Consider the following 24,348-nt stretch of genomic DNA (forward strand, 5'->3'; position numbering starts at 1 on the left):
ACAGCCGAGGCCCCCATGCTCCAGCGTATCGAACGCCTCCTCCTCGACCTCGCGGCCTTTGCCGTGGCGGGCCTGTGCCTCCTGATCACGGTCAGCGTCCTGCTGCGTGCGACGGTCAACTCCGGCATCCCCGACACGATCGTGATGGTGGCCGAGTTGATGGTCGCGGCCATCGTCCTGCCGCTCGCCGCCGCGACGACGGCGCGCGCCCATATCGTGGTCGAGTTCCTTTCCAAGATGCTCGCCCCCCGCACGCAGGACTGGCTCATCCTCTTCGGCAGCATCGTCGGCCTTCTGGCGCTCGCCCCCCTGATCTACGCGGGCTGGAACGAGGTGTCGAAGACCGTGGGCTCCGGCTCCTTCTACTTTGGGGAGTTGAGCCTGCCGAAATGGCCCGGCCGCGTCATCTTCCTCGTCGGGCTCTCCTTCTGCTGGCTGCGCCTTCTGCTGATGGCTCTCGGGGATCTGCGCACCATCCGGACGGGCGGGCACATCGACGCCTCGGGCGGCAAGACCACCGATCTCATGGCGGAGCAGGACTGATGGACGGAACTCTCGTCGGCCTCGTCGCCTTCGCCAGCGTGATCGGCCTCCTGGCGATCCGGGTGCCCATCGCCTTTGCGCTGGCCCTCGTCGCCGCCGTCGGCAGCTTCGTGATGTTCGCCTTCCGCACGGGCGACTTCACGCCCCTGCGCGCGATCCGGCCGACCACGTCGATGGTGTTCTCGAATTCCTTCGACCTGATCCATTCCTACGACCTCTCGATGATCCCGCTCTTCGTGGCGCTCGGCCACATCGCCTATCGCGCCGAGATCACGACCAAGATCTACCACGCCGCCCGCGTCTGGCTGGCCAGCGTGCCGGGCGGGGTCGCCATGGCCTCGGTCGTCGGCTGCGGCGGGTTCTCGGCGATAACCGGATCCTCCATCGCCTGCGCCTCGACGATGGGGCGCATCTGCTCGCCCGAGATGCTGCGGATGGGCTACGACAAGCGGCTTGCGACGGCTTCGGTCGCGGCGGGCGGCACGCTCGGCTCGCTCATCCCGCCGTCGGTTCTCTTCATCATTTACGGCATCTTCACCGAGACCTCGATCTCCGCGCTCTTCCTTGCCGGTATCCTGCCGGGCCTGATCTCGCTTCTGGGGTTCGTCCTCGTCATCTGGATCTGGGTCTGGCGTGACCCCTCGGCGGCCCCGGCCTTCGACGAGACGATCACCGGCCGCGACCGCGCGCGCGCCGCCTTCGACGCCTGGCCGGCGGTCGCGCTCTTCGTGATCATCGTGGGGGGTATCTACGGGGGCATCTTCACCGCGACCGAAGCGGCGGCGATCTGCGTCTCGGCCGCCGTCCTGATCGGATTCGCGCAACGCAAGCTCACCCTTGCCGGCCTCTGGGAGAGCCTGCGCGAGACCTGCGTGCAGACCGCCAGCATCTTCCTCATCGCGGCGGCGGCCAAGATCTTCGTCGCCTTCATCGCGCTCACGGGCGTGGCTCCCGCCATCGTCGGCGCGGTCACGGATGCACAGCTGTCGCCGGTAATCCTCCTCCTTGCCATCGCGCTCATCTACCTGCTCCTCGGCATGTTCCTCGACCCGATCGGCATCATGGTCCTGACGCTGCCGCTGATGATCCCGCTCGTGGAGGGCTACGGCTTCGACCTGATCTGGTTCGGCGTCGTCGTCATCAAGCTGCTCGAGATCGGGCTCATCACGCCGCCCGTCGGCCTCAACGTCTTCGTCATCGCCAACGTCGTCGGCCGTGACGTGCCGATCGACCGCATCTTCGCGGGTATCCTGCGCTTCCTCTCGGTCGACGTGATCGTGCTGGGCCTCATCATGGCCTTCCCGATCATCTCGCTGCTCATTCCGGGGAGCATGTGATGGGCGAGACACGACAGATCGACACCACCGACCGCCGCTTCGCGACAACCCTCGCGCGGGGCCTGAGCGTGCTGCGCGCCTTCCGGCCCTCCGACGACGGCCTCAGCAACGCGGAGATTTCCGAGCGGACGGGGCTGCCGAAGTCCACCGTATCGCGGCTCACCTTCACGCTGCAGTCGCTGGGATACCTCACCCACGCACGCCACCATGACCGCTATCGCCCCGGTCCCGCGCTGCTCGTGCTCGGCAACACGGCGGCCAGCACGATCAGCTTCATCGACATGGCCGGCCCCCTGATGCAGCGGCTCGCCGACGAGACCGGGACGCTCTCGCTCCTTCTGGTCCGCGACGGTGCGAAGATGCTCGTGGTCAAGACCTGGCGCCCCCGTGCCGTGGCCTCGCTCTGGCTCGAGGTCGGACACCGGCTGCCGTTCAACGGCTCGTCCTCGGGGCAGACGCTGCTCGCGGCGCTCTCGCCCCCGGCCTTCGCCCGGGTCGTCGAGGAGGCCGGGGAGGACCGCGGCCTCACCCCCGCCCGCGCCGAGGAGATCCGCCGCGAGACCGGCGGGCAGCTCTTTGCGCAGGGGTTCGCCATCGCCGACCCCGCGCACTATTTCGCAAGCCAGATCCACGCCGTCGCAACCCCGTTCCACCCGCGCGACCTGTCGGAGCCGGTGATCTTCACCTGCGGTGCCATGCCCGAGATGCTGACCGTCGCGCGGATGCAGGAGGAGGTCGGGCCGCGCCTGCGGGCGACCGTCGCCGAACTCGAACGGATCATGGGGCAGGGCTCCGGTGGCCCGCGCGGCGACCTCTAGGGAGAATTCGATGACACCCGTCACCTATTCCGTCACCGATGGCATCGCCGTCATCACCGTCGACAACCCGCCGGTCAACGCGCTCGGCCATGCCGTGCGTGCTGGGCTGTCCGAAGCGATCGCGACCTTCACCGCCGACGCGGACGCGCAGATCGCCGTGCTGCGCGGGGGCGGCAAGCTTTTCCTCGGCGGGGCCGACATCTCGGAGTTCGGCAAGCCGCTGCAGGAGCCGGGCCTGCCCACGGTCGTCAACGAGATCGAGGCCTGCCCGAAACCCGTGGTCGCCGCGATCCACGGTGTCGCGCTCGGCGGCGGGCTCGAGGTGGCGCTCGGCTGCCACTACCGGCTCGCCATGCCGGGCACGAAACTTGGCCTGCCCGAGACGACGCTCGGCATCCTGCCCGGGGCAGGCGGCACGCAGCGCGCGCCGCGCCTCGTGGGGCTCGACGCGGCGGCCGAGATGATCACGGGCGCGAAGCCCGTAACGGCGGAGAAGGCCGTTGAAATCGGTCTCGTGGACCGTCTGGGCGACGGCGGGGATGTTGCGGCCGCCGGCCGTGCCTACGCCGGCGACCTGCTGGCCGAGGGTGCGGGCCCGCGCCCGACCCGCGACATCCCCGCGCCCGAAGGCACCCTTGCGCAGAAGCGCGCGGAGGCCGAGTGGAAGTTCAAGGGACAGGTCGCGCAGGTCACGGCGCTCGACGCCATCGCTGCGGGGCTCGACCGCCCGTTCGACGAGGGCCTCGCCGAGGAGCGCCGGCTGTTCCAGACCCTGATCGAGACGCCGCAGCGCGCGGGCCTGATCCACGCCTTCTTCTCCGAGCGCGCGGTGACGAAACTGCCCGAGCTGAAGGGTGTGAGCCCGCGCAACCTCAGTCACGTCGGCGTCATCGGTGGCGGCACCATGGGGGCAGGGATCGCCACCTCCGCACTTCTTGCGGGTCTCGTGGTCACGCTGGTCGAACGTGACGAGGCGGCCGCCGGCAAGGCCCGGGAAACGATCGGCCGCAACCTCGATGCCGCCGTGAAGCGCGGCAAGCTGACCGACGAACGCCGGCAGACGAGCCTCGCCTCTCTGGCAACCGTCACGGGCTACGACGCGCTGGCCGAGGCCGATCTCGCCATCGAGGCCGTCTTCGAGGACATGGAGGTCAAGAAAGGGGTCTTCGCGCGGCTCGACGCGGCGATGAAGCCCGGTGCGGTGCTGGCAACGAATACCTCCTACCTCGACATCAACGAGATCGCGCGGGCGACGTCCCGTCCGGCGGATGTGATCGGGCTGCACTTCTTCTCGCCCGCGCACATCATGAAACTCCTCGAGATCGTGGTCGCCGACGACACGGCCCCGGAGGTCACCGCCACCGCCTTCGCGCTGGCCAAGCGCCTCGGCAAGACGCCGGTGCGTGCCGGTGTTTGCGACGGCTTCATCGGCAACCGCATCCTGTCGCACTACCGAGCGGCGGCCGACCACATGGTCCTCGACGGGGCCAGCCCCTACGACGTGGACCGTGCGCTGGTGGCATTCGGTTTCGCCATGGGCCCCTACCAGGTCAGCGACCTCGCCGGTCTCGACATCGGCTACGCCACGCGCGAGCGCAAGGCGGCCACAGCCCATCCCCGCGACCGGAGTCCCACCTTCGCCGACGCGCTCTACCATGCCGGACGGCTCGGGCAGAAGACGGGCAAGGGGTACTACGACTATTCCGAGGATCGGCGCGGCGCGCAGGATCCGGAGGTCCTCGACCTCGTGGCCGAGGCTCGCGCGGGTTCTCAGCGCCGGTTCACGCCCGAGGAGATCCAGCGCCGCTACATGGCCGCCATGGTGAACGAGGCCGCGCAGGTCGTGGACGAAGGCATCGCCCGTCGTCCGCTCGATGTCGACGTGGTCTTCCTCCACGGCTACGGGTTCCCGCGGCATCTCGGCGGGCCGATGCATTGGGCCGATGCCCAGGGTCACGACCGCATCCTCGCCGACATCACGGAATTCGCGAAGACCGACGATCACTTCTGGCAGCCCGCGCCTCTTCTGCAGCGGCTGTTGGCCGAGGGCCGCAGCTTCGCCGACCTCAACGCGACCCGAAAGGACTGACCATGCCCGACCCCGTCATCGTCTCCCTCGCGCGCACCCCCATCGGCAAGGCCGGTCGCGGCGCGTTCAATATGACCCACGGGGCCGTCATGGGCGGCCACGTCGCGGGCGAGGCCGTCAAGCGCGCGGAGATCGACCCCGCCCTGATCGAGGACAGCATCTGGGGCTGCGGCTACCCGGAGTATGTCACCGGCGGCAACATCGCCCGCCAGATCGTCATCCACGCGGGTCTGCCCGACAGCGTCGCGGGAACCACCGTCAACCGCTTCTGTGCGAGCGGGCTGCAGGCCATCGCGATGGGGGGGCACATGATCGCCGCCGAAGGTGCCAAGGCGGTGCTCGTCGGCGGGGTGGAAAGCATCTCGATGGTGCAGCCGCCCGCCCGCCACTCCCGCGAGGCGCACCTCGAAGAGACACGGCCCGATCTCTACCTGCCGATGATCGAGACGGCCGACATCGTCGCGGCCCGCTACGGCGTGACCCGCGCCGCCCAGGACGCGCTCGGGCTCGAAAGCCAGCAGCGGACGGCGGCCGCGCAGGAGGCCGGGCGCTTCGATGCCGAGATCGTGCCGATCACCGTCACCAAGGCCGTGAAGGACAAGGAGACGGGCGAGGTTTCGGAGCAGGAGGTGACGATCGACCGGGACGAATGCAACCGCCCGTCGACGACACTCGAAGGGCTCGAAAAGCTCCAGCCCGTGCGCGGAGAGGACCAGTTCATCACCGCCGGGAACGCCTCGCAGCTCTCCGACGGCGCCGCGGCGCTCGTGATGATGGACGCCAAGGAGGCCGCGCGGCAGGGGCTCACCCCGCTCGGGGCCTTCCGTGGCTTCGCCGTCGCCGGATGCGCGCCCGACGAGATGGGCATCGGCCCGGTCTTCGCTGTACCCCGCCTGCTGGAGCGGCACGGCCTCAAGGTCTCCGACATCGACCTCTGGGAGCTCAACGAGGCCTTCGCCTCCCAGGCGCTCTACTGCCGCGACACGCTCGGCATCGACCCGGAGGTCTGCAACGTCGACGGCGGCTCCATCTCCGTCGGTCACCCCTTCGGCATGACGGGCGCGCGGATGACCGGGCACCTGATGGTCGAGGGCCATCGCCGGGGTGCGAAACTCGGCGTCGTGACCATGTGCATCGGCGGTGGCCAGGGGGCCGCCGGCCTCTTCGAGATCTTCTGAAAGGAGCGAGACATGAACCTCGACTACACCGACGACCAGAAGGCTTTCCGCGACGAGGTCCGCGCTTTTCTGGACGAGAAGCTGCCTGAGCGTCTGACCGAGAAGGGGCGCGGTACGCGCGCGCTCACCAAGGCGGATCACGAGGAATGGCACGCCATCCTGAACGAGAAGGGCTGGCTCGCCGGCAACTGGCCCGAGGCGTTCGGCGGGGCCGGATTCGACGCCGTTCAGCGCCACATCCTCGAGATGGAGATGACCCGCGCCGGGGCCCCCCGCATCGTGCCCTTCGGCATCGCCATGCTGGGGCCGGTGCTGCAGAAGTTCGGATCGAAGGAACAGCAGGACCACTACCTGCCGCGCATCCTGAACGGCGACGACTGGTGGTGCCAGGGCTACTCCGAGCCGGGGGCCGGCTCGGACCTTGCCAGCCTGCGCTGCGAGGCCGTGCGCGACGGCGACCACTACGTCGTCAACGGACAGAAGACCTGGACGACGCTGGGGCAGCACGCGAACATGATCTTCTGCCTCGTGCGCACCTCCAAGGAGGGCAAGCCGCAGGAAGGCATCAGCTTCCTTCTGATCGACATGGAGACACCCGGTGTCGAGGTCCGGCCCATCGTCCTCATCGACGGCGGGGCCGAGGTGAACGAGGTCTGGTTCTCGGATGTCCGCGTCCCGGTCGAGAACCTCGTGGGCGATGAGAACAAGGGCTGGACCTATGCCAAGTACCTGCTGACGCACGAGCGCACGAACATCGCCGGCGTGGGCTTCGCCAGCGCCGGTCTCGACAGCCTGAAGCGCATCGCGCGGGCCGAGCAGGACGGCGATCGCAAGCTGATCGACAACCCCCATTTCGCCGCCCGCATGGCCCGGATCGAGATCGACCTGATGGCCATGGCCACGACCAACCTGCGCGTCGTCTCGGCCGCCGCCGCCGGGCAGGCACCCGGCGCGGAATCTTCGATGCTCAAGGTGAAGGGCACGATCATCCGGCAGGAGATCAACGCGCTCACCCGCACCGCCGTCGGCCCCTACGCGATGCCCTTCCAGTCCGAGGCCGTGGAGGGCGCGAACGAGGCACCGATCGGCCCGGACTACGCCGCCAAGGCGACCGGGGCCTACCTCAACAACCGCAAGCTCTCGATCTACGGCGGCTCGAACGAGGTGCAGCGCACGATCATCGCCAAATCCATGCTGGAGCTCTGACATGAACTTCGACCTCTCCGACGAAGCCCGGATGCTGCAGGACGGCCTGCGCCGCTATCTGGCCGAGGCCTATACACCCGCCGCCCGCAAGGACGCCGTGGAGCATGGGTTTTCGGGCGACATCTGGGCCGGGCTGGCCGAGATGGGCGTGATCGGTGCCCTCTTCCCGGAGGAGCAGGGCGGCTTCGGCGGCACGGGCTTCGACATCGCGCTCGTCTTCGAGGAGCTGGGGCGCGCTGGCGCGGTCGATCCGCTCATCGACACGGGGCTTCTCGGCGGCGGGCTGCTGGCGGCAGCGGGTCGTGACGATCTGCTGGAGGCGGTCATCGCGGGCGAGATGCAGCTGGCACTGGCGCATACGGAACCGGGCGGGCGCTACGACCTCGCCCGCGTCGCGACGACAGCGCAGGAGGACGGCGACGGCTGGACGCTCTCGGGGCGCAAGGCCGTCGTGGTGAACGCGCCCAGGGCCGACCGGATCATCGTCAGCGCCCGCACCTCCGGCGCGGCGGGCGACACCGACGGCCTGAGCCTCTTTCTCGTCGATCCGGAGCGTCTCACGCTCGCGCCCTATCCGCTCGTCGGCGGGGGGCTCGCCTCCGAAATCACGTTCGACGGGGTGACGCTCCCGCCCGACGCGCTTCTGGGCGAGGCGGGGCAGGCCTACGCTGCGCTCGAAGCCGCGCAGGCCCGTGCCACGCTCGCGCTCTCGGCCGAGGCGCTGGGTCTCATGGAGGCGATCCGCGCGCTCACCACCGACTACCTGAAGACCCGCAAGCAGTTCGGCCAGCCCATCGGCAAGTTCCAGGTCCTGCAACACCGCATGGCCGACGTCCTGATCGAGATCGAGCAGGCACGCTCGGCCGTCATCAACCTGGCCGGGCACATCGACACCGACGACCGGGATCTTCACCTGCACGCCACGAAGAACCTCATCGGCAACGTCGCCAAGCTGGTGGTCGAGGAGTCGATCCAGATGCACGGCGGCATCGGCGTGACCGAGGAATACGACCTCGGCCATCTGGCCAAGCGCCTCACCATGGTCGATCACCGCTTCGGCGATGCGCTCTGGCATCTCGAGCGTTTCATCGCGCTGCGGGCCGCATGAGCCGCCTGCCGCCAGACGGTCCCGGCCTCATCCGGGGCGAAACGGGGACACAGCGCCTTCTGGGCTACGTCCTCGACGTGCGGGGCGGGCAGGGTGGATCGGCGCGCTGCCACATGGAGATCACCGACGATCACACCAACCGTCACGGCGTCTTGCATGGCGGCATCACGACGTCGATCCTCGACAACGCCATGGGCGCGACGGCCAGCCTGACCGTCGACGGCAGCGGCACGGCCCCCTTCCTGACCGTCTCGATGACGGTGAACTTCATGGCACCGGCGCACAGTGGTCAGCTTCTGATAGCGACCGGGCGCAAAACGGGCGGCGGGCGCTCCACGCTCTTCGTGGAGGGCGACCTCGAAGCCGACGACGGCACGCGCATCGCGACCGCCAGCGGTGTTTTTCGAAAGGTGCCGACGCACCGTCTGGAGGGCAGATGACACGCGCCAAGCTCGAAGACTTCGGCGACCGCCTGATCGTGACCGCCACCAACGGGGCGCGCCGCAACGCGCTGACGCCCGACTACTATGCGACGCTGGCCGAGGCGCTGGAGCAGGCGCGCGACCCGCGCATCGCCGCCGTCATCCTGTGCGGGGAGGGCGGCTACTTCTGTGCCGGCGGCGACCTGACGCAGCTCGCGACCCGCCGGGAGCTGCCCGAGCCAGAGCGCCTTGCGCGGATCGAGGCGCTGCACGACCTCATCCGCGGTGTCATCGCCTGCCCCGCGCCGGTCATCGCTGCGGTCGAGGGCGGAGCGGCGGGAGCCGGGGCCTCGCTCGCCTTCGCCTGCGACCTCGTCGTGGCCGACCGCGCGGCAAGCTTCTCGGCCGCCTATGTCAAGGCCGGCCTCGTTCCCGACGGCGGCCTGACGACCAGCCTCGCCCGGCTCGTCCCCCGCGCGACGCTCATGCGCATGGCGCTCTTCGGCGAGAAGATCCCGGCCACGCGCCTCCACGAGCTCGGCGTCGTCTCGCAACTCGAAGATGCGGCGGATGTCTTTCCCGCCGCCCTGGCCCTCGCCGACCGTCTGGCCGACGGGCCGACCGGCGCGCAGACGGCGATCAAGCGTCTCGTCACCTCGGCCTACGATAGCGACGCGGCCACGCAACTCGACCGGGAGCGCGACGCCATGGCCGCCGCCGTCGCCGCCCCCGAGGCGGCGGAGGGCATAGGGGCCTTCCTCGACAAGCGCACCCCCGACTTCCGCACGGCGAGGGAGGGCCGATGATCGTGCCCGTCTTCGACACCGCCGTCACCCGCACCTACGGTACGCGTCTCCCCATCGTCGCGGGCGGGCTCATGTGGCTGTCGGATGCCGACTACGTCGCCGCCTGCGCCCAAGCCGGCATCATCGGTTTCATCACCGCCGCAAGCTTCAAGGAGCCGGGCACCCTCGAGGCCGAGATCGCCCGCGCCCGCGCGCTCTGCGGCGACCGACCCTTCGGCGTGAACGTCTCGATGCTGCCGAAGCTCGTCGAGGGCGAGACCGTGGCCGAGACCTTCCGCCTGATCGCGGGCGAGGGCGTGCGCTTCGTCGAAACCTCGGGCCGCAACCCGGAGGCCTTCCTGCCGATCCTGAAGGACGCCGGCATCCATGTCCTGCACAAGGTTCCGTCGGCCCGCTACGCCCGCAAGGCCGAGGCCGTGGGCGTCGATGTCGTCGCCATCGTGGGTGCGGAATGCGGCGGCCACCCGGGCCTCGACATGATCGGGACAGTCGTGAACCAGGCACTGGCCGAGCGCGACCTCACGATCCCTTTCCTCATCGGCGGCGGCATCGGCACCGGCGGTCAGATGGTGGGCGCGCTGGCATCGGGGGCGGCCGGGGTCGTCATGGGCACCCGGCTTCTCGTGGCCGAGGAGCTGAACGCGCATCCCGGCTACAAGGCAGCCCTCGTGGAAGCGAGCGAGCGGGATACCGAGCTCACCATGTCGAGCGTCCGTAACACGATCCGCACGCTCGCCAACGAGACCTCAGCGACCGTCGCGCGCCTCGAACGGGCGGACCCCGACATCGGGATCGAGGCCCTGATGCCCCATGTCGCGGGCACGATCGGCCGGCGGGCGTATCAGACGGGCGATGTCTCGAAGGGCATGCTCTCGGCGGGGCAATCGCTCGGCCTGACCGACGCCGTCGCCCCCATGGCCGAGATCGTCGCGCGGATCGAGGCGGAGGCGGGGCGCGCGCTGGCGCGGCTCCATGCCCTCACGACACCGGAGGCATTGCGCGCATGAAGATCCACGAGCTTGTCACCCGTGCCGCCGCGGCCCGACCCGAGGCCCGGGCCATCCTCGACGTGGATGGCCGCGCGGTCTCCTACGCCGCGCACGTCGAGGCCATCGAGGCGGCGGCGACGCTCCTGAACGAGCGGGGCTTCGGCGCGGGCGACCGGCTGATGATCGCGGCCGAAAACTGCCACGCCACCGCCGTCCTCATCTTCGCCGCCTCGCGTGCCGGCGGCGTCGCAGTGCCGGTCAATGCCCGTATGACGGCGGCCGAGATCGCGCGCATCGCCGATCACGCCGCGCCGCGGCTCTTGGCCTATACCACCGGCGTCTCGCCAGAGGCCGCGCGCCATGCCGAGGCCGTGGGGGCCGAGACGGTGGAGACTGGCTTCGGGGAGATCGCGCTTTTACAGCCGCAAACCGTCGAAGGCGAAGCGGCCACGGCCGACACCGCCGTCATCCTCTATACCACGGGCACGACGGGTGCCCCGAAGGGCGTCATGCTGACCCATGGCAACCTGACATACGCCGGCGAGGCCTCTGCCAACCTGCGCGACATCGGGCCCGATGACCTGATCTACGGTGCTCTGCCGATGACCCATGTCTTCGGTCTCGCCTCCATGCTCATGGCCGCCAGCACCAAGGGCGCAGCGATCCAGTTCGAGGCCCGCTTCCGGCCCGATCGCCTCTATGCGGCGCTGCGCGGTGGCGCGACCGTCTTCCCCGGCGTGCCGCAGATGCACGCGCTCCTGATGAGCCATGTCGCCGAGAACGACCTGCCGGGCCTGCGTGACGTGCCGCTGCACTACGTCAGCTCCGGCGGCGCGCCCCTCGACCCGGCCTGGAAGCGCAAGGCGGAGGCCTTCTACGGCCTGGCCCTCCAGAACGGCTACGGCATGACCGAGACGACGGCCGGCATCTGCGCCACGAAGAACCCGATTGGAACCGCCGACGTCAGCTGCGGCCCGCCGCTGCCGGGCGTCGAGATCCGCCTCGACACCTCCGTGCCCGCCGCGACCGATGCCGGCGTGGGCGAGGTGCTGACCCGCGGACCGCACGTCATGGACGGCTATTTCCGCAACACGGAGGTCACGGCCGAGGTGCTGCAGGACGGCTGGCTGCGCACGGGGGATCTGGGGCGGATCGACGCGGACGGGTTCCTGCATATAGTCGGACGCGCTAAGGAGCTCATCATCCGTGGCGGCTTCAACGTCTATCCGCCCGAGGTGGAAGCGGCGTTCAACGACCATCCGGACGTGATACAATGTGCCGTGGTCGGACGGGCGGCGGGGGGCGACGAGGAGGTGCTCGCCTTCGTGCAATGCGCCGACCCCGACGCGCTCGACCTCGATGCGCTTCGCGCGTTCACCGCCGAGCGCCTGACGGCCTACAAGCGCCCGACCCGCATCGTCGCGGCACGGACACTGCCGGCGGCCCCGTCGGGCAAGATATTGAAACACCAGCTGATCGCGGCCTTCGCCGAGCAGCTCGACTGAGGAGAAAGAGATGCCCAAGGACACACAGCACGGCCACGGCCCCGATCTTGCCGCCTTCGACTGGGCGGATGCCTTCCGCCTCGAGGATCAGCTGAGCGAAGACGAGCGGATGCTGCGCGATGCGGCCCGCGCCTTCGCCGATGCGGAGCTCGCGCCCATCGTGCGCGAAGCCTACGCGGAGGAGACGTCGAACCCCGGCATCTTCCGGAAGATGGGCGAGGCGGGTCTCCTCGGGGTGACCGTCCCCGAGGAATACGGCGGCCTCGGCGCGGGCTACGTCACCTACGGCCTCGTCGCGCGGGAGATCGAGCGGATCGACAGCGGCTACCGCTCGATGATGTCGGTCCAGTCGAGCCTCGTGATGTATCCGATTCACGCCTATGGATCTGAAGAGCAAAGGAAAAAGTATCTGCCCGGTCTCGCCGCAGGCGAGCTCATCGGCTGCTTCGGCCTCACCGAACCCGACGCGGGCTCCGACCCCGCCGGCATGAAGACGCGGGCCGAGAAGACCGACGGCGGGTATCGCATCACCGGGTCCAAGATGTGGATCTCGAACGCGCCCTTCGCGGATGTCTTCGTCGTCTGGGCGAAGTCCGACGCGCACGACGGCAAGATCCGCGGCTTCGTCCTCGAGAAGGGTATGAAAGGGCTTACATCCCCTGTCATCAAGGGCAAGCAGAGCCTGCGCGCCTCGACGACCGGCGAGATCGTGATGGACGGTGTCGAGGTCGGGGAGGAGGCGCTTCTGCCGGGTGTGCAGGGATTGAAGGGGCCGTTCGGGTGCCTCAACCGGGCGCGCTACGGGATCGGCTGGGGTGTGCTCGGCGCGGCGGAGTTCTGCTGGCACGCGGCGCGGCAATACGGGCTCGACCGCAAGCAGTTCGGCCGCCCGCTGGCGCAGACGCAGCTCTTCCAGAAGAAGCTGGCCGATATGCAGACCGAGATTTCCTTTGGTTTGCAAGGGGTTCTGCGGGTCGGGCGGCTGATGGACGAGGGGATGGCGGCGCCGGAGATGATCTCGCTCGTGAAGCGCAACAATTGCGGCAAGGCGCTCGACGTGGCGCGGCTGGCGCGGGACATGCATGGTGGCAACGGGATTTCCGAGGAATATCAAGTCATTCGCCACATGATGAACCTCGAGACTGTGAACACCTACGAGGGGACGCACGACGTCCATGCCCTGATCCTCGGACGGGCGCAGACGGGGCTGCAGGCGTTCTTTTGAACGTTTTGTACAAACTGCGAGGGGGCATTTGGGCGTTTTGTACACGTTCAGATGTCGCGAAAGGTCATCCCCGGGCTTGACCCGGGGGGCGCTTCGTTCTCGGAGATGGTCGGGTCAAGCCCGACCATGACGGCGGGATGGGGAGATGGTCGGGTCGGGCCCGACCATGACGTCGAAGGTCAGGAGTGCTCCTCGGCGGCGGTGTCGGCGAGGGCGCGGTTGTAGACCCGGAGCGCATCGACGTGGAGGAGGACGCCCAGCACTTCGGGCGGGCCATCGCCGCCGGTGAGACGGGTCACGGCGAGGAAGTCGGAGCTCGACCGCTCGAACAGGGGCATCGCCGCTTCGAGCGTATCGCCCGGCGCGACGAAAAGCCCCTCGTTCAGAGCGCGGCGCACGCGGTCTTCCTTGGGGGCCTTCGGGTGGTCGGGTGATTTCATCACCGCCGAGACCTTGAACATCGCCAAGAGATACGCCTGCGGTCCGGCGGCGAGGTGGATGCCGCGCCGCTCCAGCTGTGTCAGGAAGAAGGACCGGTCGACGAGCCGCCCCGAAAGCGCCGAGGCGATGGAGACGGCGACCATGACGGCGAGACCGGTCTGCCAGTCGCCCGTCAGCTCGAAGACGATGAGCGTCGTGGAAATCGGCGCGCCGAGGACGGCCCCGGCGACCGCCCCCATGCCAGCTAGCGCATAGAGCGTCTCGGAGCCGGAGATGTCGGGGAAGATCGAGGTGGCGACGCCGCCGAAGGCGAGCCCGGACAGCGCGCCGATCATCAGCGCGGGCGAGAAGATGCCCCCGCCCATGCGCCCGCCCATGGTGATCGAGACGGCGACGACCTTCAGGACGGTGAAGACCACCGCCTCGCGCAGCAGGAGGTCGCCCGAGAGCGCGGCGGAGGTGGTCTCGTATCCGACGCCGATGATGTGGGGAAAGAAGATTGCGATGCCACCGAGCATCAGGCCTGCGACGGCGGGGCGGATCATCGGGGGCATTCGGAGCTTGCCCTGGATCTCGTTGGCGACGTCTTCGGCGAAGAAGACGGAGCGCATCAGGACGAAGGCGATGACGCCGGAGGTCAGCCCGAGCAGCAGGAAGGCCGGCAGTTCGACGTAGAAGGCCAGCTCGCCCGCCTCGGGCAGCATGAATTCGGTCACGTCGCCGAAGTGGATGCGGCTGATGACCGAGCCCGAGACGGCGGCGATGGTGATGGGGGCGAAGGCGTGGATGGCGAAGTGGCGCAGCACCACCTCCATCGCGAAGAGCGCCCCGGCGAGGGGGGCGTTGAAGCTGGCGGCGACGCCGGCGGCGACGGCGCATCCGAGAAGGTCGCGCCCGGTCACGCCGTCGGCGTTCAGCTTGTTCGACACCCAGCCCGCGATCATGCCGACCATGTGGACGACCGGGCCCTCCCGCCCCGTCGAGCCGCCCGAGGAGAGGGTGATGAGCGAGGCCGCGATAGAGGCGAGGCCGGCGCGCCGCTCCACCCGACCCTCCTTCATGGCTGAGGCCTGGATGACCTCGGCCGGACCGCGCACGCGGCCGTCCGGCGTGAAGCGCGTCAGGATGTAGCCCGTCAGGAGCCCGCCGAGACAGGGCAGGATCAGGATCCAGAACCAGGGCAGCGTTGCCACGAAGCTATGCAGCTTGCGGGGGTCGTCGGTGCCGTAAAGGAACGTCTGGAGGTTCTGGATCGCCATCATGAAGCCGACGGCGGCATAGCCCGAGGCGATCCCGAGGAGGAGGGCGATGAACCAGAACTGCACCTTGGAGGGCCCGCGGTCGCGAATGAGCGCCCAGGTGCGGCGCAGCGATCCGACGAGAGGCGCGGCGGGGCGGGGCGAGGGCGCGTCGGTCAAAGGCCCCGTTCCTTCACGGCACTTGTCCTTCCGACGGCCCTGTCGCACCAAGGGCGCGTCGAAGGAGGGAGGGGCCGATGATCCCGGGAGACGCGCTGAACGAACTCGACGCGATGCTAGGCGAACGGCTGTCGACGGGAAAGAGCGATCTGGCCCTACACGGACGCTCGGAGACCTATCACGGCGAGATGCCGCCCGATGCGGTGGTCTACCCCGACACCACCGAGGAGGTGGCGCGGATCGTCGAGATCTGCGCGCGCCATGGCCTGCCGGTGATCGGCTGGGGCACGGGCACCGCGCTCGAAGGCCATGCGAGCGCGCCGCGGGGCGGCGTGACGGTGGATTTCCGGCGGATGGACAGGGTGCTGGAGGTCGTGCCCGAGGACATGCTCGTGCGGGTGCAGCCCGGGGTGACGCGCGAGGCGCTGAACACGGAGCTGCGGGCGACGGGGCTGTTCTTTCCGGTCGATCCCGGCGCGAATGCCTCGCTCGGAGGCATGGCGGCGACGCGGGCGTCCGGCACGACGGCGGTGCGCTACGGCACGATGCGCGATCAGGTGCGGGGCCTCGAGGTCGTGCTGGCCGACGGGCGGGTGATCCGGACGGGGACGCGGGCGAGGAAGTCTTCGGCCGGCTACGACCTGACGGGGCTTTTCGTCGGCTCTGAAGGGACGCTCGGGCTGATGACGGAGTTGACCCTTCGGCTCTGGGGACAGCCCGAGGCGATCTCGGCGGCCGTCTGCGGCTTCGAGACCACCGAGGGTGCGATCGCGGCGGTGATCCTGGCGATGCAGATGGGGCTTGCGCCGGCGCGGATCGAATACGTCGACGTGGCGACCGTGCGGATCCTGAACGCGATCGACGGCGCGGACCTGCCGGAGCGGCCGCATCTCCTCCTCGAGTTCCACGGCAGCGATGCGGCGGTGGCCGAGGAGGCCGCGCGCTTCGGCGAGATCGCGGCCGAGCATGGCGGCGGCGACTACGCCTGGGCCACGCGGGCGGAGGAGCGCAGCCGGCTCTGGTCGATGCGGCACCGGGCCTACCACACGATCCTCGCATCGCGGCCGGGGGCGACGGCGGTCGTCACGGACGTCTGCGTGCCGATCTCGCGTCTGGGCGAGGCGTTGGGGCGGGCGGCGGAGGCGGTGGCGGCCTCGCCGCTTGAAGGACCGATCCTCGGGCACGTGGGCGACGGCAATTACCACGCGATCCTGATGGTCGACCGCGACGATGCGGGCGAGGCGGCCGAGGCCAAGCGGCTGTCGGATGCGATGGTGGCCCATGCGCTGGAGCTTGGCGGCACGGCGACGGGGGAGCATGGCGTGGGCTTCGGCAAGCTGCACCTGATGGAGGCGGAACACGGGGCCGCCTGGGACGTGATGGGCGCGGTGAAGCGGGCGCTCGACCCCGAGGGGGTGATGAACCCCGGCAAGCTGGTGCGGGGGAACTGACGGCCGTGGCGGTCAGATCTGCTCCACCGTGACCTTGCCGGCGTAGAAGGCGAGGTGGCCCTCGATGGCCTTGGCGTCCTCGTTGATGACGTTCTCGTAGGTCCAGGCGACATCGGTGATCGTGCCCGACTGGCCCACGTAGCTGTAGTAGGCGGCATCGCCCTTGTGGGGGCAATGGGTGGTCGTCTGCGTCCGCTCGAAGAGGGCCATGGCGATGTCCTCGCGCGGGAAATAGACGACGAAGGGCCGGTCGCCCTCGACGAGGGACAGCGCGTTGCGGCTCTCGACGATGACGCCGTCGTCGCTGCGGACGGACCAGGTGCCGGTGGCCGGTTTGATGGTGATCTTCGTCATGTCGCTCTCCCGCTTGGTTGTGCGAGCCTAGTGGCCATTCGTGACAGTTGAAAGGTCAGAGCGGTGCGCACATCGCGTCGAGCCAGGCCCGATCCGCACCGTCGAGGCGCGGGCCGATCTTCGCCGCGACGTCGGCATGGTAGGCGTCGAGCCAGGCGCGCTCGTCCCGGCTGAGGAGGTCGACCAAGACGAGGCGGCGGTCGATGGGCACGTGGGTCAGCGTGACGAAGTGCAGCATGTCGCGGTCGTCGCCGTCCGCGGGGCGCGGGGCCGGGGCGACGTGGATCAGGTTCTCGATGCGGATGCCGTAGGCCCCCTCGCGGTAGTAGCCCGGCTCGTTTGACAGGATCATGCCGGGTTTCAGCGGAACCTGGCTCACGCGCGAGATGCGGGCCGGGCCGTCGTGGACGCCGAGGTAGACGCCGACGCCGTGGCCGGTGCCGTGGTCGTAGTCGCGGTGCTCCATCCAAAGGGGCGCGCGGGCGAGCGCGTCGAGATGCGCACCGGCGACGCCCCGGGGGAAGCGCGCGCGGCTCACGGCGATCATGCCCTGCAGGACGCGGGTGAAGGCGTGGGCCACGTCGGCGGGCGGCGTGCCCAGGGGAACGGTGCGGGTGATGTCGGTCGTGCCGTCCTCGTATTGTCCGCCGCTGTCGACGAGGATCACGCTGTCGGTGTCGAGCCTCCGGTTCGTCTCCTCGTTGACACGGTAGTGGACGATCGCCCCGTTCGGACCCGAGCCGGCGATGGTCTCGAAACTGATGTCGCGCAGCTGGTTGGTGTCGCGGCGGAAGCCCTCCAGCGCCTGCACGACGTCGATCTCGGTCGCCTGCGGCCCGCGGTCCTCGTCGAGCCAGCGCAGGAAGCGCACCATTGCGACCCCGTCGCGCAGATGCGCCTCGGTGGTCGCGGCGAGTTCCGCTTCGGTCTTGATCGCGCGGGGCAGGGCGAAGGGGTCGTCGATCTGCCGCCCGTCGCGCAGCATTTCGGCGAGGGCGACGGGGCAGGTCGCCGGGTCGTAACCCACCGGCGCGTCGATCCCCCGCAGGAGCGCGGCCATGTTTTCGGGCGCGGTGACGTGCACCTCGGGGCCGAGGTGGTCGGCGACGGGCGCGGCCTTCTGCGGCTCGCAGATCAGATCGACCGATGCGTCGGCATGGAGGACGGCGAAGCACTGCGGGATCGGCGTGCGGGGAATGTCGTTGCCGCGGATGTTCAGGAGCCAGGCCACCGCCTCGGGAAGATTGGTCAGCACCGCGGCGACGCCGTGATCCGCCAGCGTCGCCGCGATCTCGGCGCGTTTGTCGGCGGCGGATTTCCCGGCGAGCGCCTCGGGGTAGGGACGCATCGGCTCCGAGGGGCGGGGCGGGCGGTCGTCTCGGATGGCGTCGACGGCGTTCTCACCGGCGACGAAGGTGATGCCCTCGAGTTTCGAGAGCTTCTCCATCTGCGCGACCGGGTGCAGCATCGGGTCGAAGCCCACGCGCCCCCCGTCGGGCAGCGCGCCGGGGAGCCAGTCGGCGAGGCCGATCGCGGGCCAGTCGACGGTCTCGAAGATCGCCGCATCCGTCTGCGCACGGACCTGCACCGTGTAGCGCCCGTCGGTGAAGACGGCCGCGCGCTCGCGCAGGACGACGACGAACCCCGCCGATCCCGTGAAGCCCGAGATCCAGGCCATGCGTTCGTCGGCGGGGGCCACGTATTCGCCCTGATGCGCATCGGCGCGCGGGACGAGATAGGCGTCGAGGTCGCGTGCGGCCATCCAGTCGCGCAGCTTGGCGACGCGCGGCGCGGCGGCCTCGGGGCGGGCGGTGACGTCGAAGGTCTGGAACATCGAAGCCTCGTTCTGGCGTGGCGCGGGTCGCGCGCGGAGTGTCGTGGATATTTATGAAACAGAGAAGTCGGAAACGGTTTCTTAGGGCGGGACGGCTATCGCGGAGGGGCGGAACAGGCTGGGAAGCCGATGGCCGTAAACGGAGAAGCCCCGTCCCCACCCGATGATGTCGGCGGGGGATAGGGCGGACCGTCTTCTTCGTTTTCCAAATATCCCCGCCGGAGGCGACGCGACGTTGCAGCCTCGACCGGCCCTCACGATGCGCGGCGCATTCCCATCACGCGGGCGCGGGCGCGCGGGTCGCTGTCGAAGAGGGCGGCGAGCTGCTCCGTCATCGCGCCGGCGAGCTGCTCGACATCCGTGATGGTGACCGCGCGGTCGTAGTAGCGGGTGACGTCGTGGCCGATGCCGATGGCCAGGAGCTCCACGGCCTTGCGCTTCTCGACCATGGCGATGACGTCGCGCAGGTGCTTTTCGAGGTAGTTCGCGGGGTTCACGCTGAGGGTGCTGTCGTCCACCGGCGCGCCGTCTGAGATGACCATGAGGATCTTGCGGGCCTCGGGGCGGGCGGTCGCGCGGCGGTGGGCCCATTCGAGCGCCTCGCCGTCGATGTTCTCCTTCAGGAGGCCTTCCTTCATCATCAGCCCGAGGTTCGGGCGGACGCGCCGCCAGGGCGCGTCGGCGGACTTGTAGACGATGTGGCGCAGGTCGTTGAGGCGGCCCGGCGTGGCGGGGCGACCGTCCTTCAGCCAGGCTTCGCGGGCGAGTCCGCCTTTCCAGGCGCGGGTGGTGAAGCCCAGGATCTCGACCTTCACGCCGCATCGTTCGAGCGTGCGGGCCAGCACGTCGGCGCAGATCGCCGCGATGGAGATCGGGCGGCCGCGCATGGAGCCGGAATTGTCGAGAAGCAGCGTGACGCAGGTGTCGCGGAACTCGGTGTCGCGCTCCATCTTGAAGCTGAGCGGCGTGGTCGGGTTGGCGACGACGCGGGCGAGGCGGCCGGCGTCGAGGAGGCCCTCTTCCAGGTCGAATTCCCACGACCGGTTCTGTTGCGCCTGAAGCCGGCGCTGCAGCTTGTTGGCGAGGCGCGAGACGGCCCCCTTCAGGGGCTCCAGCTGCTGATCGAGATAGGCGCGCAGGCGCTCGAGCTCGGCCGGTTCGGCCAGGTCCTCCGCGCCCACGACCTCGTCGTTGGCGTCGGTGTAGACGGTATAGTTCGGGTCGGCATCGGAGACGGGCGGGGGCGCGGGCGGCTCACTCTCCTGATCGGCGTCGGGCATCTCGGTCTCTTCGCCCATCTCCTCGTCGGCCATGTCGTCCATGGAGACCTGCGCCTGGGAGGGATCGTCCTGCTGCTCCTGGCTCTGCTCGGGGCTGGCCTCGTCGTCCTGCTCCTGATCGTCGTCGTCGCCGGTCGAATCGGGCTCCTGCTCGTCTTCGTCGGTCTCGCCCTCGTCCTCCTGCTCCTCGTCCTCCATGTCGGGGTCGTCGCCGAGCTGGTCGCCGTAGCCCAGGTCGTCGATGAGCTGACGGGCGAGGCGGGCGAAGGCGGCCTGGTCGGCGAGGATGTCGTCGAGGTTCTCGAGCCGGTCGCCGGTCGATTCCTCGATGAAGCCGCGCCAGAGGTCGAGCGCGTTCTCGGCCCCCTTGGGCAGATCGCGGCCGGTCGCCATCTGGCGCACCCAGTAGCCGATGGCGGTGGCGAGCGGGATCTGCGCCTTGTCGGTGACGTCACCATAGCCCTTGCGGGTGGCTTCGGTGGCGATCTTGGCGTCGATGTTGCCGGCGGTGCCCGGCATGGTGCGGGCGCCGACGGCTTCGCAACGGGCGGTCTCCATCGCCTCGTAGAGGTCGCGGGCCATGTTGCCCTGCGGCATGTATTTCGCGTTGACGCCGGCGTCGTGGTGGCGGTGGCGCAGGGCGAAGGCGTCGGCGGTGCCGCGGGCGAGCAGCACCTCGTCGCGGGTCATGCGGCGCGAGACCTGCGGCAGGCGCAGGCTGTCGTTCGTCTGGCCCGGCGGGTCGACCGAGTAGCTGACGGCCAGCTCCGTGTCGTCGGCCATGGTCTTGGTGGCTTCGGCCAGGGCCTTCTTGAACGGATCGGCGGGGTTGTCGTTCGGTTTGCTCATGGTGTCACAGATGATGCAGGCGGGGGCCGAGGGCAAGCGGCGCGGGGGTCACTCGGGCGCCTCGACCTCGGAAAGCTCGCGGAGGCGCGCAAACATCGCGTCGCAGACCTCGGGGCCGCCGCCGGTGCCGACGGTCTCGGCCCATTCGCCGACGCCGCGCAGGTCGCGGGCACCCTTGCCGCGCGCCATCTCGGGCGGGTCGTCGCGCGCGCCGATGCCCGTCTCGATCTCCCAGTCGCCGGAGAGGAGGTTCACGTCGCAGGTGCCGTAGGCCGTGTTGAGCCGGTCGCGCGTGGAATAGGTGTAGCCGGCGACGACGAAAGCGCCGTCCCGGTGCGCGATGGTCAGCCGCTGGCTCCAGGCGCTGCGGCTCACGCCGATGTTCTCGGAGGCGAGGGCGAGGCTGTCGGGGCGGTCCGGGCCGGTGTCAATGCGTTCGAGCCCCGGGGCCTGCCCCCAGAGGGGGCCGTCCCAGGCGATGGAGCGGGCCACGGCCAGCGTCTCGACCGGGCCGTCGCGGCGGTCGGAGAGGATGACGAGATCGACGTCGAGCGGATCGTCCTCGGAGGCGAGGAGAAGCGCGGTCTCGCAGCCGGTGCGGTCGGGCACGAGGTCGAGGCAAAGGCTGTCGATCAGGCGCGGCAAGACGCCGGTTTCGGCGGGCGTGAGCTCCTCCGCCGAAAGCGGCGCGGCGAGAAGGGCGAGGGGCAGGGCAAGGCGCATGGAGCCTCCGGTCAGTCGAGGGTCAGGCCGTTGTCGAGGGCCCAGCGGACGCGCTCCCCGATGGCGTCGAGTTGCCGGTCGCAGCCCTCGGTCACGCCGTTGAGATAGTCGAGCGAAGGGTCGTCGATGGGGGTGCCGTTCTTCATCGCGTCCGCGAATGCCGCGGCCCGCTCGCGGAAGGCGGGCAGTTCGGCGGCCACCTCGGCGCGCAGCACGTCCCCGGGGACGTCGGTGTGCAGGTAGATGTTCGTCGCGTCCACGCCGAATTCGAGATAGCCCGGTCCGTCGCGGTAGCTGTAGAGCCCGCGTTCGATGAGCGCTTCGGCGCGGGCAACCTCCCAGGCGGTGCAGGTGGCCCCGCCGGCGCGGATTTCGGCGTCCCAGCGGGCGAGGGCGGCCTCTTGGTCAGGCGTGAAGGCCAGCGCGGGGCCGGCCAGGAGGAGAAAGGCGAGGGCGGCCGCCCTCATCCCAAACTCAGGCTGGCCGCGCTTTCGGGGAGTTCCTCGTCGAAGCAGCGCTGGTAGAACTCGGCGACGGTCTGACGCTCAAGCTCGTCGCACTTGTTGAGGAACGTCAGGCGGAAGGCGTAGCCCACGTCGCGGAAGATCTCGGCGTTCTGGGCCCAGGCGAGGACCGTGCGGGGCGACATCACGGTCGAGAGATCGCCGTTCATGAAGGCGGTCCGCGTCAGGTCGGCGACGGTGACCATGCGCGACAGGGTCTGGCGGCCCTCGTCGGTGTTGTAGTGCGGGTTCTTGGCCAGGACGATCGCGGCCTCGGCGTCGTGCTCGAGATAGTTGAGCGTCGCCACGAGGGACCAGCGGTCCATCTGCGCCTGGTTGATCTGCTGCGTGCCGTGGTAGAGGCCGGTCGTATCGCCGAGGCCCACGGTGTTCGCCGTCGCGAAGAGGCGGAAGGAGGGGTGCGGCTCGATGATCTGGTTCTGATCCATCAGGGTCAGCTTGCCGTCCGTCTCCAGCACGCGCTGGATCACGAACATCACGTCGGCGCGGCCGGCGTCGTATTCGTCGAAGACGATGGCGACGGGGTTGCGCAGGGCCCAGGGCAGGATTCCCTCGTGGAATTCCGTCACCTGGACGCCGTCCTTCAGGCGGATCGCGTCCTTGCCGATCAGGTCGATGCGGGAGATGTGGCTGTCGAGGTTGACGCGCACGGCGGGCCAGTTGAGGCGGGCGGCGACCTGTTCGATGTGGGTCGACTTGCCGGTGCCGTGGTAGCCCTGGATCATCACCCGGCGGTTCCAGCCGAAGCCGGCGAGAATGGCGAGCGTGGTGTCGGGATCGAACTTGTAGGTCGTGTCGATGGCGGGGACCCGGTCGCTCGCGTCCTCGAAGCCCTTGACGACCATGTCGCTGTCGATGCCGAAGGCTTCGCGCACGGAGATGTCCTTGGTCGGAACCGCGTTCATGTCCGTCGAACCGTCTGCCATGTCTCGTCTCCTTGCAATCACGTGCCCGGATGCAACATTGGCGGGCGGATCGCAAGGGAAAGGCGGGCCTGCGGCACCGTGCGGCAGGCCGGCGGACCCTCGGGTGCGAAACTGCTGCGCGCGTGGCCGCCGACGTGTTAGAACGGGGCATGAAGCGCATTGTTATCCTGTGTGACGGTACCTGGAACGCGGCCGAGGCCGCACATCCGACAAACGTGGTGCGCCTCGGCCAGGCGCTTTCGGGGACGGGGGGCGACGGGCAGGTTCAGGTGCCCGTCTACATCGAAGGCGTGGGCACCGGGCGGCGTGGCGTCACGCGCACGACGCGGGCGGTCGACCGTCTGCTCGGCGGGGCGCTCGGCTTCGGGCTCATCGACAACGTGGTCGAGGCCTATCGGCATCTCGTCTTTCTCTACGAGCCTGGGGACGAGATCTTCGTCTTCGGCTTCTCGCGCGGGGCCTTCACGGCCCGGTCGCTCGTCGGGTTCCTGCGGTTCACGGGGCTTCTGGCGCGGTCCGAGCTGCAACGTCTGCCCGAGGCCGTGCGACGCTATTCCGAACGCCGGATCGAGACGCCGGAGCGGCGGCAGCGGCGCAATGCGGAGTGGCGCGCGCGGTTCGCGCCCTGGTATCTCGTCGATCCGGAGGATGCGGCGGTCTATGCGGAGTTCGACGCGAAGGAGCCGGTGCCGCTCGACGTGGCCTACCTCGGCATCTGGGACACGGTCGGCGCGCTGGGCGTGCCGGGGCATTTCACGGCCGCGCCCTTCCTCAACCGGAAGTACGCCTTCCACGACACGGCGCTGAGTCCCATGGTCCGCGCCGCGCGCCATGCCGTCGCCATCGACGAGCGGCGCAAGTCGTTCCGGCCGACGCTCTGGTCGAACCTCGAGGCGCTGAACGCCGGGCGCGCGGACGATCCGCCCTACCGGCAGCAGCATTTCGCGGGGGATCACGGCTCGGTCGGCGGGGGCGGCGACCTGACGGGGCTGAGTGCGATCGCGCTCGACTGGATCATGGTCGGGGCGGCGGCGGCGGGGCTCGACTTCGACCCTCTGGTGCGGGCCGCGATCCGGGCCGAGGCCGACCCGATCGCGCCCCTGCACAACCACAGCCTCCCGAGCGGCGGTGTCGTCGCCGGGGCCATGCGCCGCTTCGGTGCGGCGCGCGACCCGGTCGGGCGGTTCGCGGATGTCAGCCTGCCGGCGCGGCGGCGGTGGATCTTCGAGACGAAGGACACGGCGACGCCGCCCTACCGGCCCGATCCGTTGCGGCCGCTCTCGGCGGAGCTCAACGCGTGGCGCGACGACGGGTGAGGCCGG

General features: G+C 69.5%; 21 protein-coding genes. 14 read left to right on the forward strand and 7 right to left on the reverse strand.

The window, feature by feature from the left end; translation table 11 throughout:
* The first annotated feature begins 15 nt into the window (after window positions 1-15).
* The 12 genes from HSX43_RS16060 to HSX43_RS16115 are packed head-to-tail and all read left to right on the forward strand — an operon-like array spanning window position 16 to window position 13,226.
* Complete coding sequence (locus HSX43_RS16060) at window positions 16-543, forward strand: TRAP transporter small permease (protein ID WP_179381149.1); 528 nt, start codon at window positions 16-18, stop codon at window positions 541-543.
* The gene (locus HSX43_RS16065; protein WP_179381150.1) at window positions 543-1,880 is read left to right on the forward strand and encodes a TRAP transporter large permease; all 1,338 of its coding nucleotides are present in this window, start codon (window positions 543-545) and stop codon (window positions 1,878-1,880) included. The genes HSX43_RS16060 and HSX43_RS16065 overlap by 1 nt, the downstream gene beginning before the upstream one ends.
* Complete coding sequence (locus HSX43_RS16070) at window positions 1,880-2,698, forward strand: IclR family transcriptional regulator (protein ID WP_179381151.1); 819 nt, start codon at window positions 1,880-1,882, stop codon at window positions 2,696-2,698. The genes HSX43_RS16065 and HSX43_RS16070 overlap by 1 nt, the downstream gene beginning before the upstream one ends.
* Before the next feature lie 10 nt (window positions 2,699-2,708).
* Window positions 2,709-4,787, forward strand: a complete 2,079-nt coding sequence (locus tag HSX43_RS16075) for a 3-hydroxyacyl-CoA dehydrogenase NAD-binding domain-containing protein (protein ID WP_179381152.1) — start codon at window positions 2,709-2,711, stop codon at window positions 4,785-4,787.
* A gap of 2 nt (window positions 4,788-4,789) precedes the next feature.
* Window positions 4,790-5,965 carry an acetyl-CoA C-acyltransferase gene (locus HSX43_RS16080; RefSeq protein ID WP_179381153.1) on the forward strand — a complete coding sequence of 392 codons (1,176 nt, stop codon included), beginning with the start codon at window positions 4,790-4,792 and terminating at the stop codon, window positions 5,963-5,965.
* A gap of 12 nt (window positions 5,966-5,977) precedes the next feature.
* On the forward strand, window positions 5,978-7,171 hold the full coding sequence (locus HSX43_RS16085) for an acyl-CoA dehydrogenase family protein (protein ID WP_179381154.1): 1,194 nt from the start codon (window positions 5,978-5,980) through the stop codon (window positions 7,169-7,171).
* A 1-nt stretch (window position 7,172) separates the two neighbouring features.
* Window positions 7,173-8,279 carry an acyl-CoA dehydrogenase family protein gene (locus HSX43_RS16090; protein WP_179381155.1) on the forward strand — a complete coding sequence of 369 codons (1,107 nt, stop codon included), beginning with the start codon at window positions 7,173-7,175 and terminating at the stop codon, window positions 8,277-8,279.
* On the forward strand, window positions 8,276-8,719 hold the full coding sequence (locus HSX43_RS16095; protein WP_179381156.1) for a PaaI family thioesterase: 444 nt from the start codon (window positions 8,276-8,278) through the stop codon (window positions 8,717-8,719). The genes HSX43_RS16090 and HSX43_RS16095 overlap by 4 nt, the downstream gene beginning before the upstream one ends.
* Window positions 8,716-9,507 carry an oxepin-CoA hydrolase, alternative type gene (locus HSX43_RS16100; RefSeq protein WP_179381157.1) on the forward strand — a complete coding sequence of 264 codons (792 nt, stop codon included), beginning with the start codon at window positions 8,716-8,718 and terminating at the stop codon, window positions 9,505-9,507. The genes HSX43_RS16095 and HSX43_RS16100 overlap by 4 nt, the downstream gene beginning before the upstream one ends.
* Entirely contained in the window at window positions 9,504-10,514 is a 1,011-nt protein-coding gene (locus HSX43_RS16105) for an NAD(P)H-dependent flavin oxidoreductase (protein ID WP_179381158.1), read from the forward strand. Before HSX43_RS16100 ends, HSX43_RS16105 begins: the two co-directional genes overlap by 4 nt.
* Complete coding sequence (locus tag HSX43_RS16110; protein ID WP_179381159.1) at window positions 10,511-12,001, forward strand: class I adenylate-forming enzyme family protein; 1,491 nt, start codon at window positions 10,511-10,513, stop codon at window positions 11,999-12,001. Before HSX43_RS16105 ends, HSX43_RS16110 begins: the two co-directional genes overlap by 4 nt.
* A gap of 10 nt (window positions 12,002-12,011) precedes the next feature.
* Window positions 12,012-13,226, forward strand: coding sequence for an acyl-CoA dehydrogenase (locus HSX43_RS16115; RefSeq protein ID WP_179381160.1), 1,215 nt, complete (start codon window positions 12,012-12,014; stop codon window positions 13,224-13,226).
* Between the two features lie 179 nt (window positions 13,227-13,405).
* Here the strand turns inward: HSX43_RS16115 and HSX43_RS16120 are convergent, their stop codons facing one another.
* The gene (locus HSX43_RS16120) at window positions 13,406-15,085 is read right to left on the reverse strand and encodes a chloride channel protein (protein ID WP_235962702.1); all 1,680 of its coding nucleotides are present in this window, start codon (window positions 15,083-15,085) and stop codon (window positions 13,406-13,408) included.
* Window positions 15,086-15,162: 77 nt separating this feature from the next.
* On the opposite strand from HSX43_RS16120, the gene HSX43_RS16125 reads away from it, so the two are divergent.
* Window positions 15,163-16,536, forward strand: coding sequence for an FAD-binding oxidoreductase (locus HSX43_RS16125; RefSeq protein WP_179381161.1), 1,374 nt, complete (start codon window positions 15,163-15,165; stop codon window positions 16,534-16,536).
* A gap of 12 nt (window positions 16,537-16,548) precedes the next feature.
* On the opposite strand, the gene HSX43_RS16130 is transcribed toward HSX43_RS16125, so the two are convergent.
* The 6 genes from HSX43_RS16130 to cobS form a co-directional block, all read right to left on the reverse strand.
* Window positions 16,549-16,890 (reverse strand): DUF427 domain-containing protein, encoded by a 342-nt coding sequence (locus HSX43_RS16130; RefSeq protein ID WP_179381162.1) that lies wholly within the window; start codon window positions 16,888-16,890, stop codon window positions 16,549-16,551.
* 55 nt (window positions 16,891-16,945) lie between these two features.
* A complete protein-coding gene (locus HSX43_RS16135; protein ID WP_179381163.1) occupies window positions 16,946-18,724 on the reverse strand; it encodes an aminopeptidase P family protein in 1,779 nt (592 codons plus the stop codon).
* A 254-nt stretch (window positions 18,725-18,978) separates the two neighbouring features.
* Window positions 18,979-20,853, reverse strand: a complete 1,875-nt coding sequence (gene cobT, locus HSX43_RS16140; RefSeq protein ID WP_179381164.1) for a cobaltochelatase subunit CobT — start codon at window positions 20,851-20,853, stop codon at window positions 18,979-18,981.
* Between the two features lie 48 nt (window positions 20,854-20,901).
* Window positions 20,902-21,576: a hypothetical protein gene (locus HSX43_RS16145; RefSeq protein WP_179381165.1), complete on the reverse strand. Its 675-nt coding sequence runs from the start codon at window positions 21,574-21,576 to the stop codon at window positions 20,902-20,904.
* 11 nt (window positions 21,577-21,587) lie between these two features.
* Window positions 21,588-22,043: a hypothetical protein gene (locus HSX43_RS16150; RefSeq protein ID WP_179381166.1), complete on the reverse strand. Its 456-nt coding sequence runs from the start codon at window positions 22,041-22,043 to the stop codon at window positions 21,588-21,590.
* Window positions 22,040-23,026, reverse strand: coding sequence for a cobaltochelatase subunit CobS (gene cobS, locus HSX43_RS16155; RefSeq protein ID WP_179381167.1), 987 nt, complete (start codon window positions 23,024-23,026; stop codon window positions 22,040-22,042). Before cobS ends, HSX43_RS16150 begins: the two co-directional genes overlap by 4 nt.
* Before the next feature lie 149 nt (window positions 23,027-23,175).
* On the opposite strand from cobS, the gene HSX43_RS16160 reads away from it, so the two are divergent.
* Window positions 23,176-24,342: a DUF2235 domain-containing protein gene (locus HSX43_RS16160; protein WP_179381168.1), complete on the forward strand. Its 1,167-nt coding sequence runs from the start codon at window positions 23,176-23,178 to the stop codon at window positions 24,340-24,342.
* Window positions 24,343-24,348 lie beyond the last annotated feature (6 nt).

The sequence above is a fragment of the Jannaschia marina genome (assembly GCF_013404595.1).
GTDB lineage: Bacteria > Pseudomonadota > Alphaproteobacteria > Rhodobacterales > Rhodobacteraceae > Jannaschia > Jannaschia marina.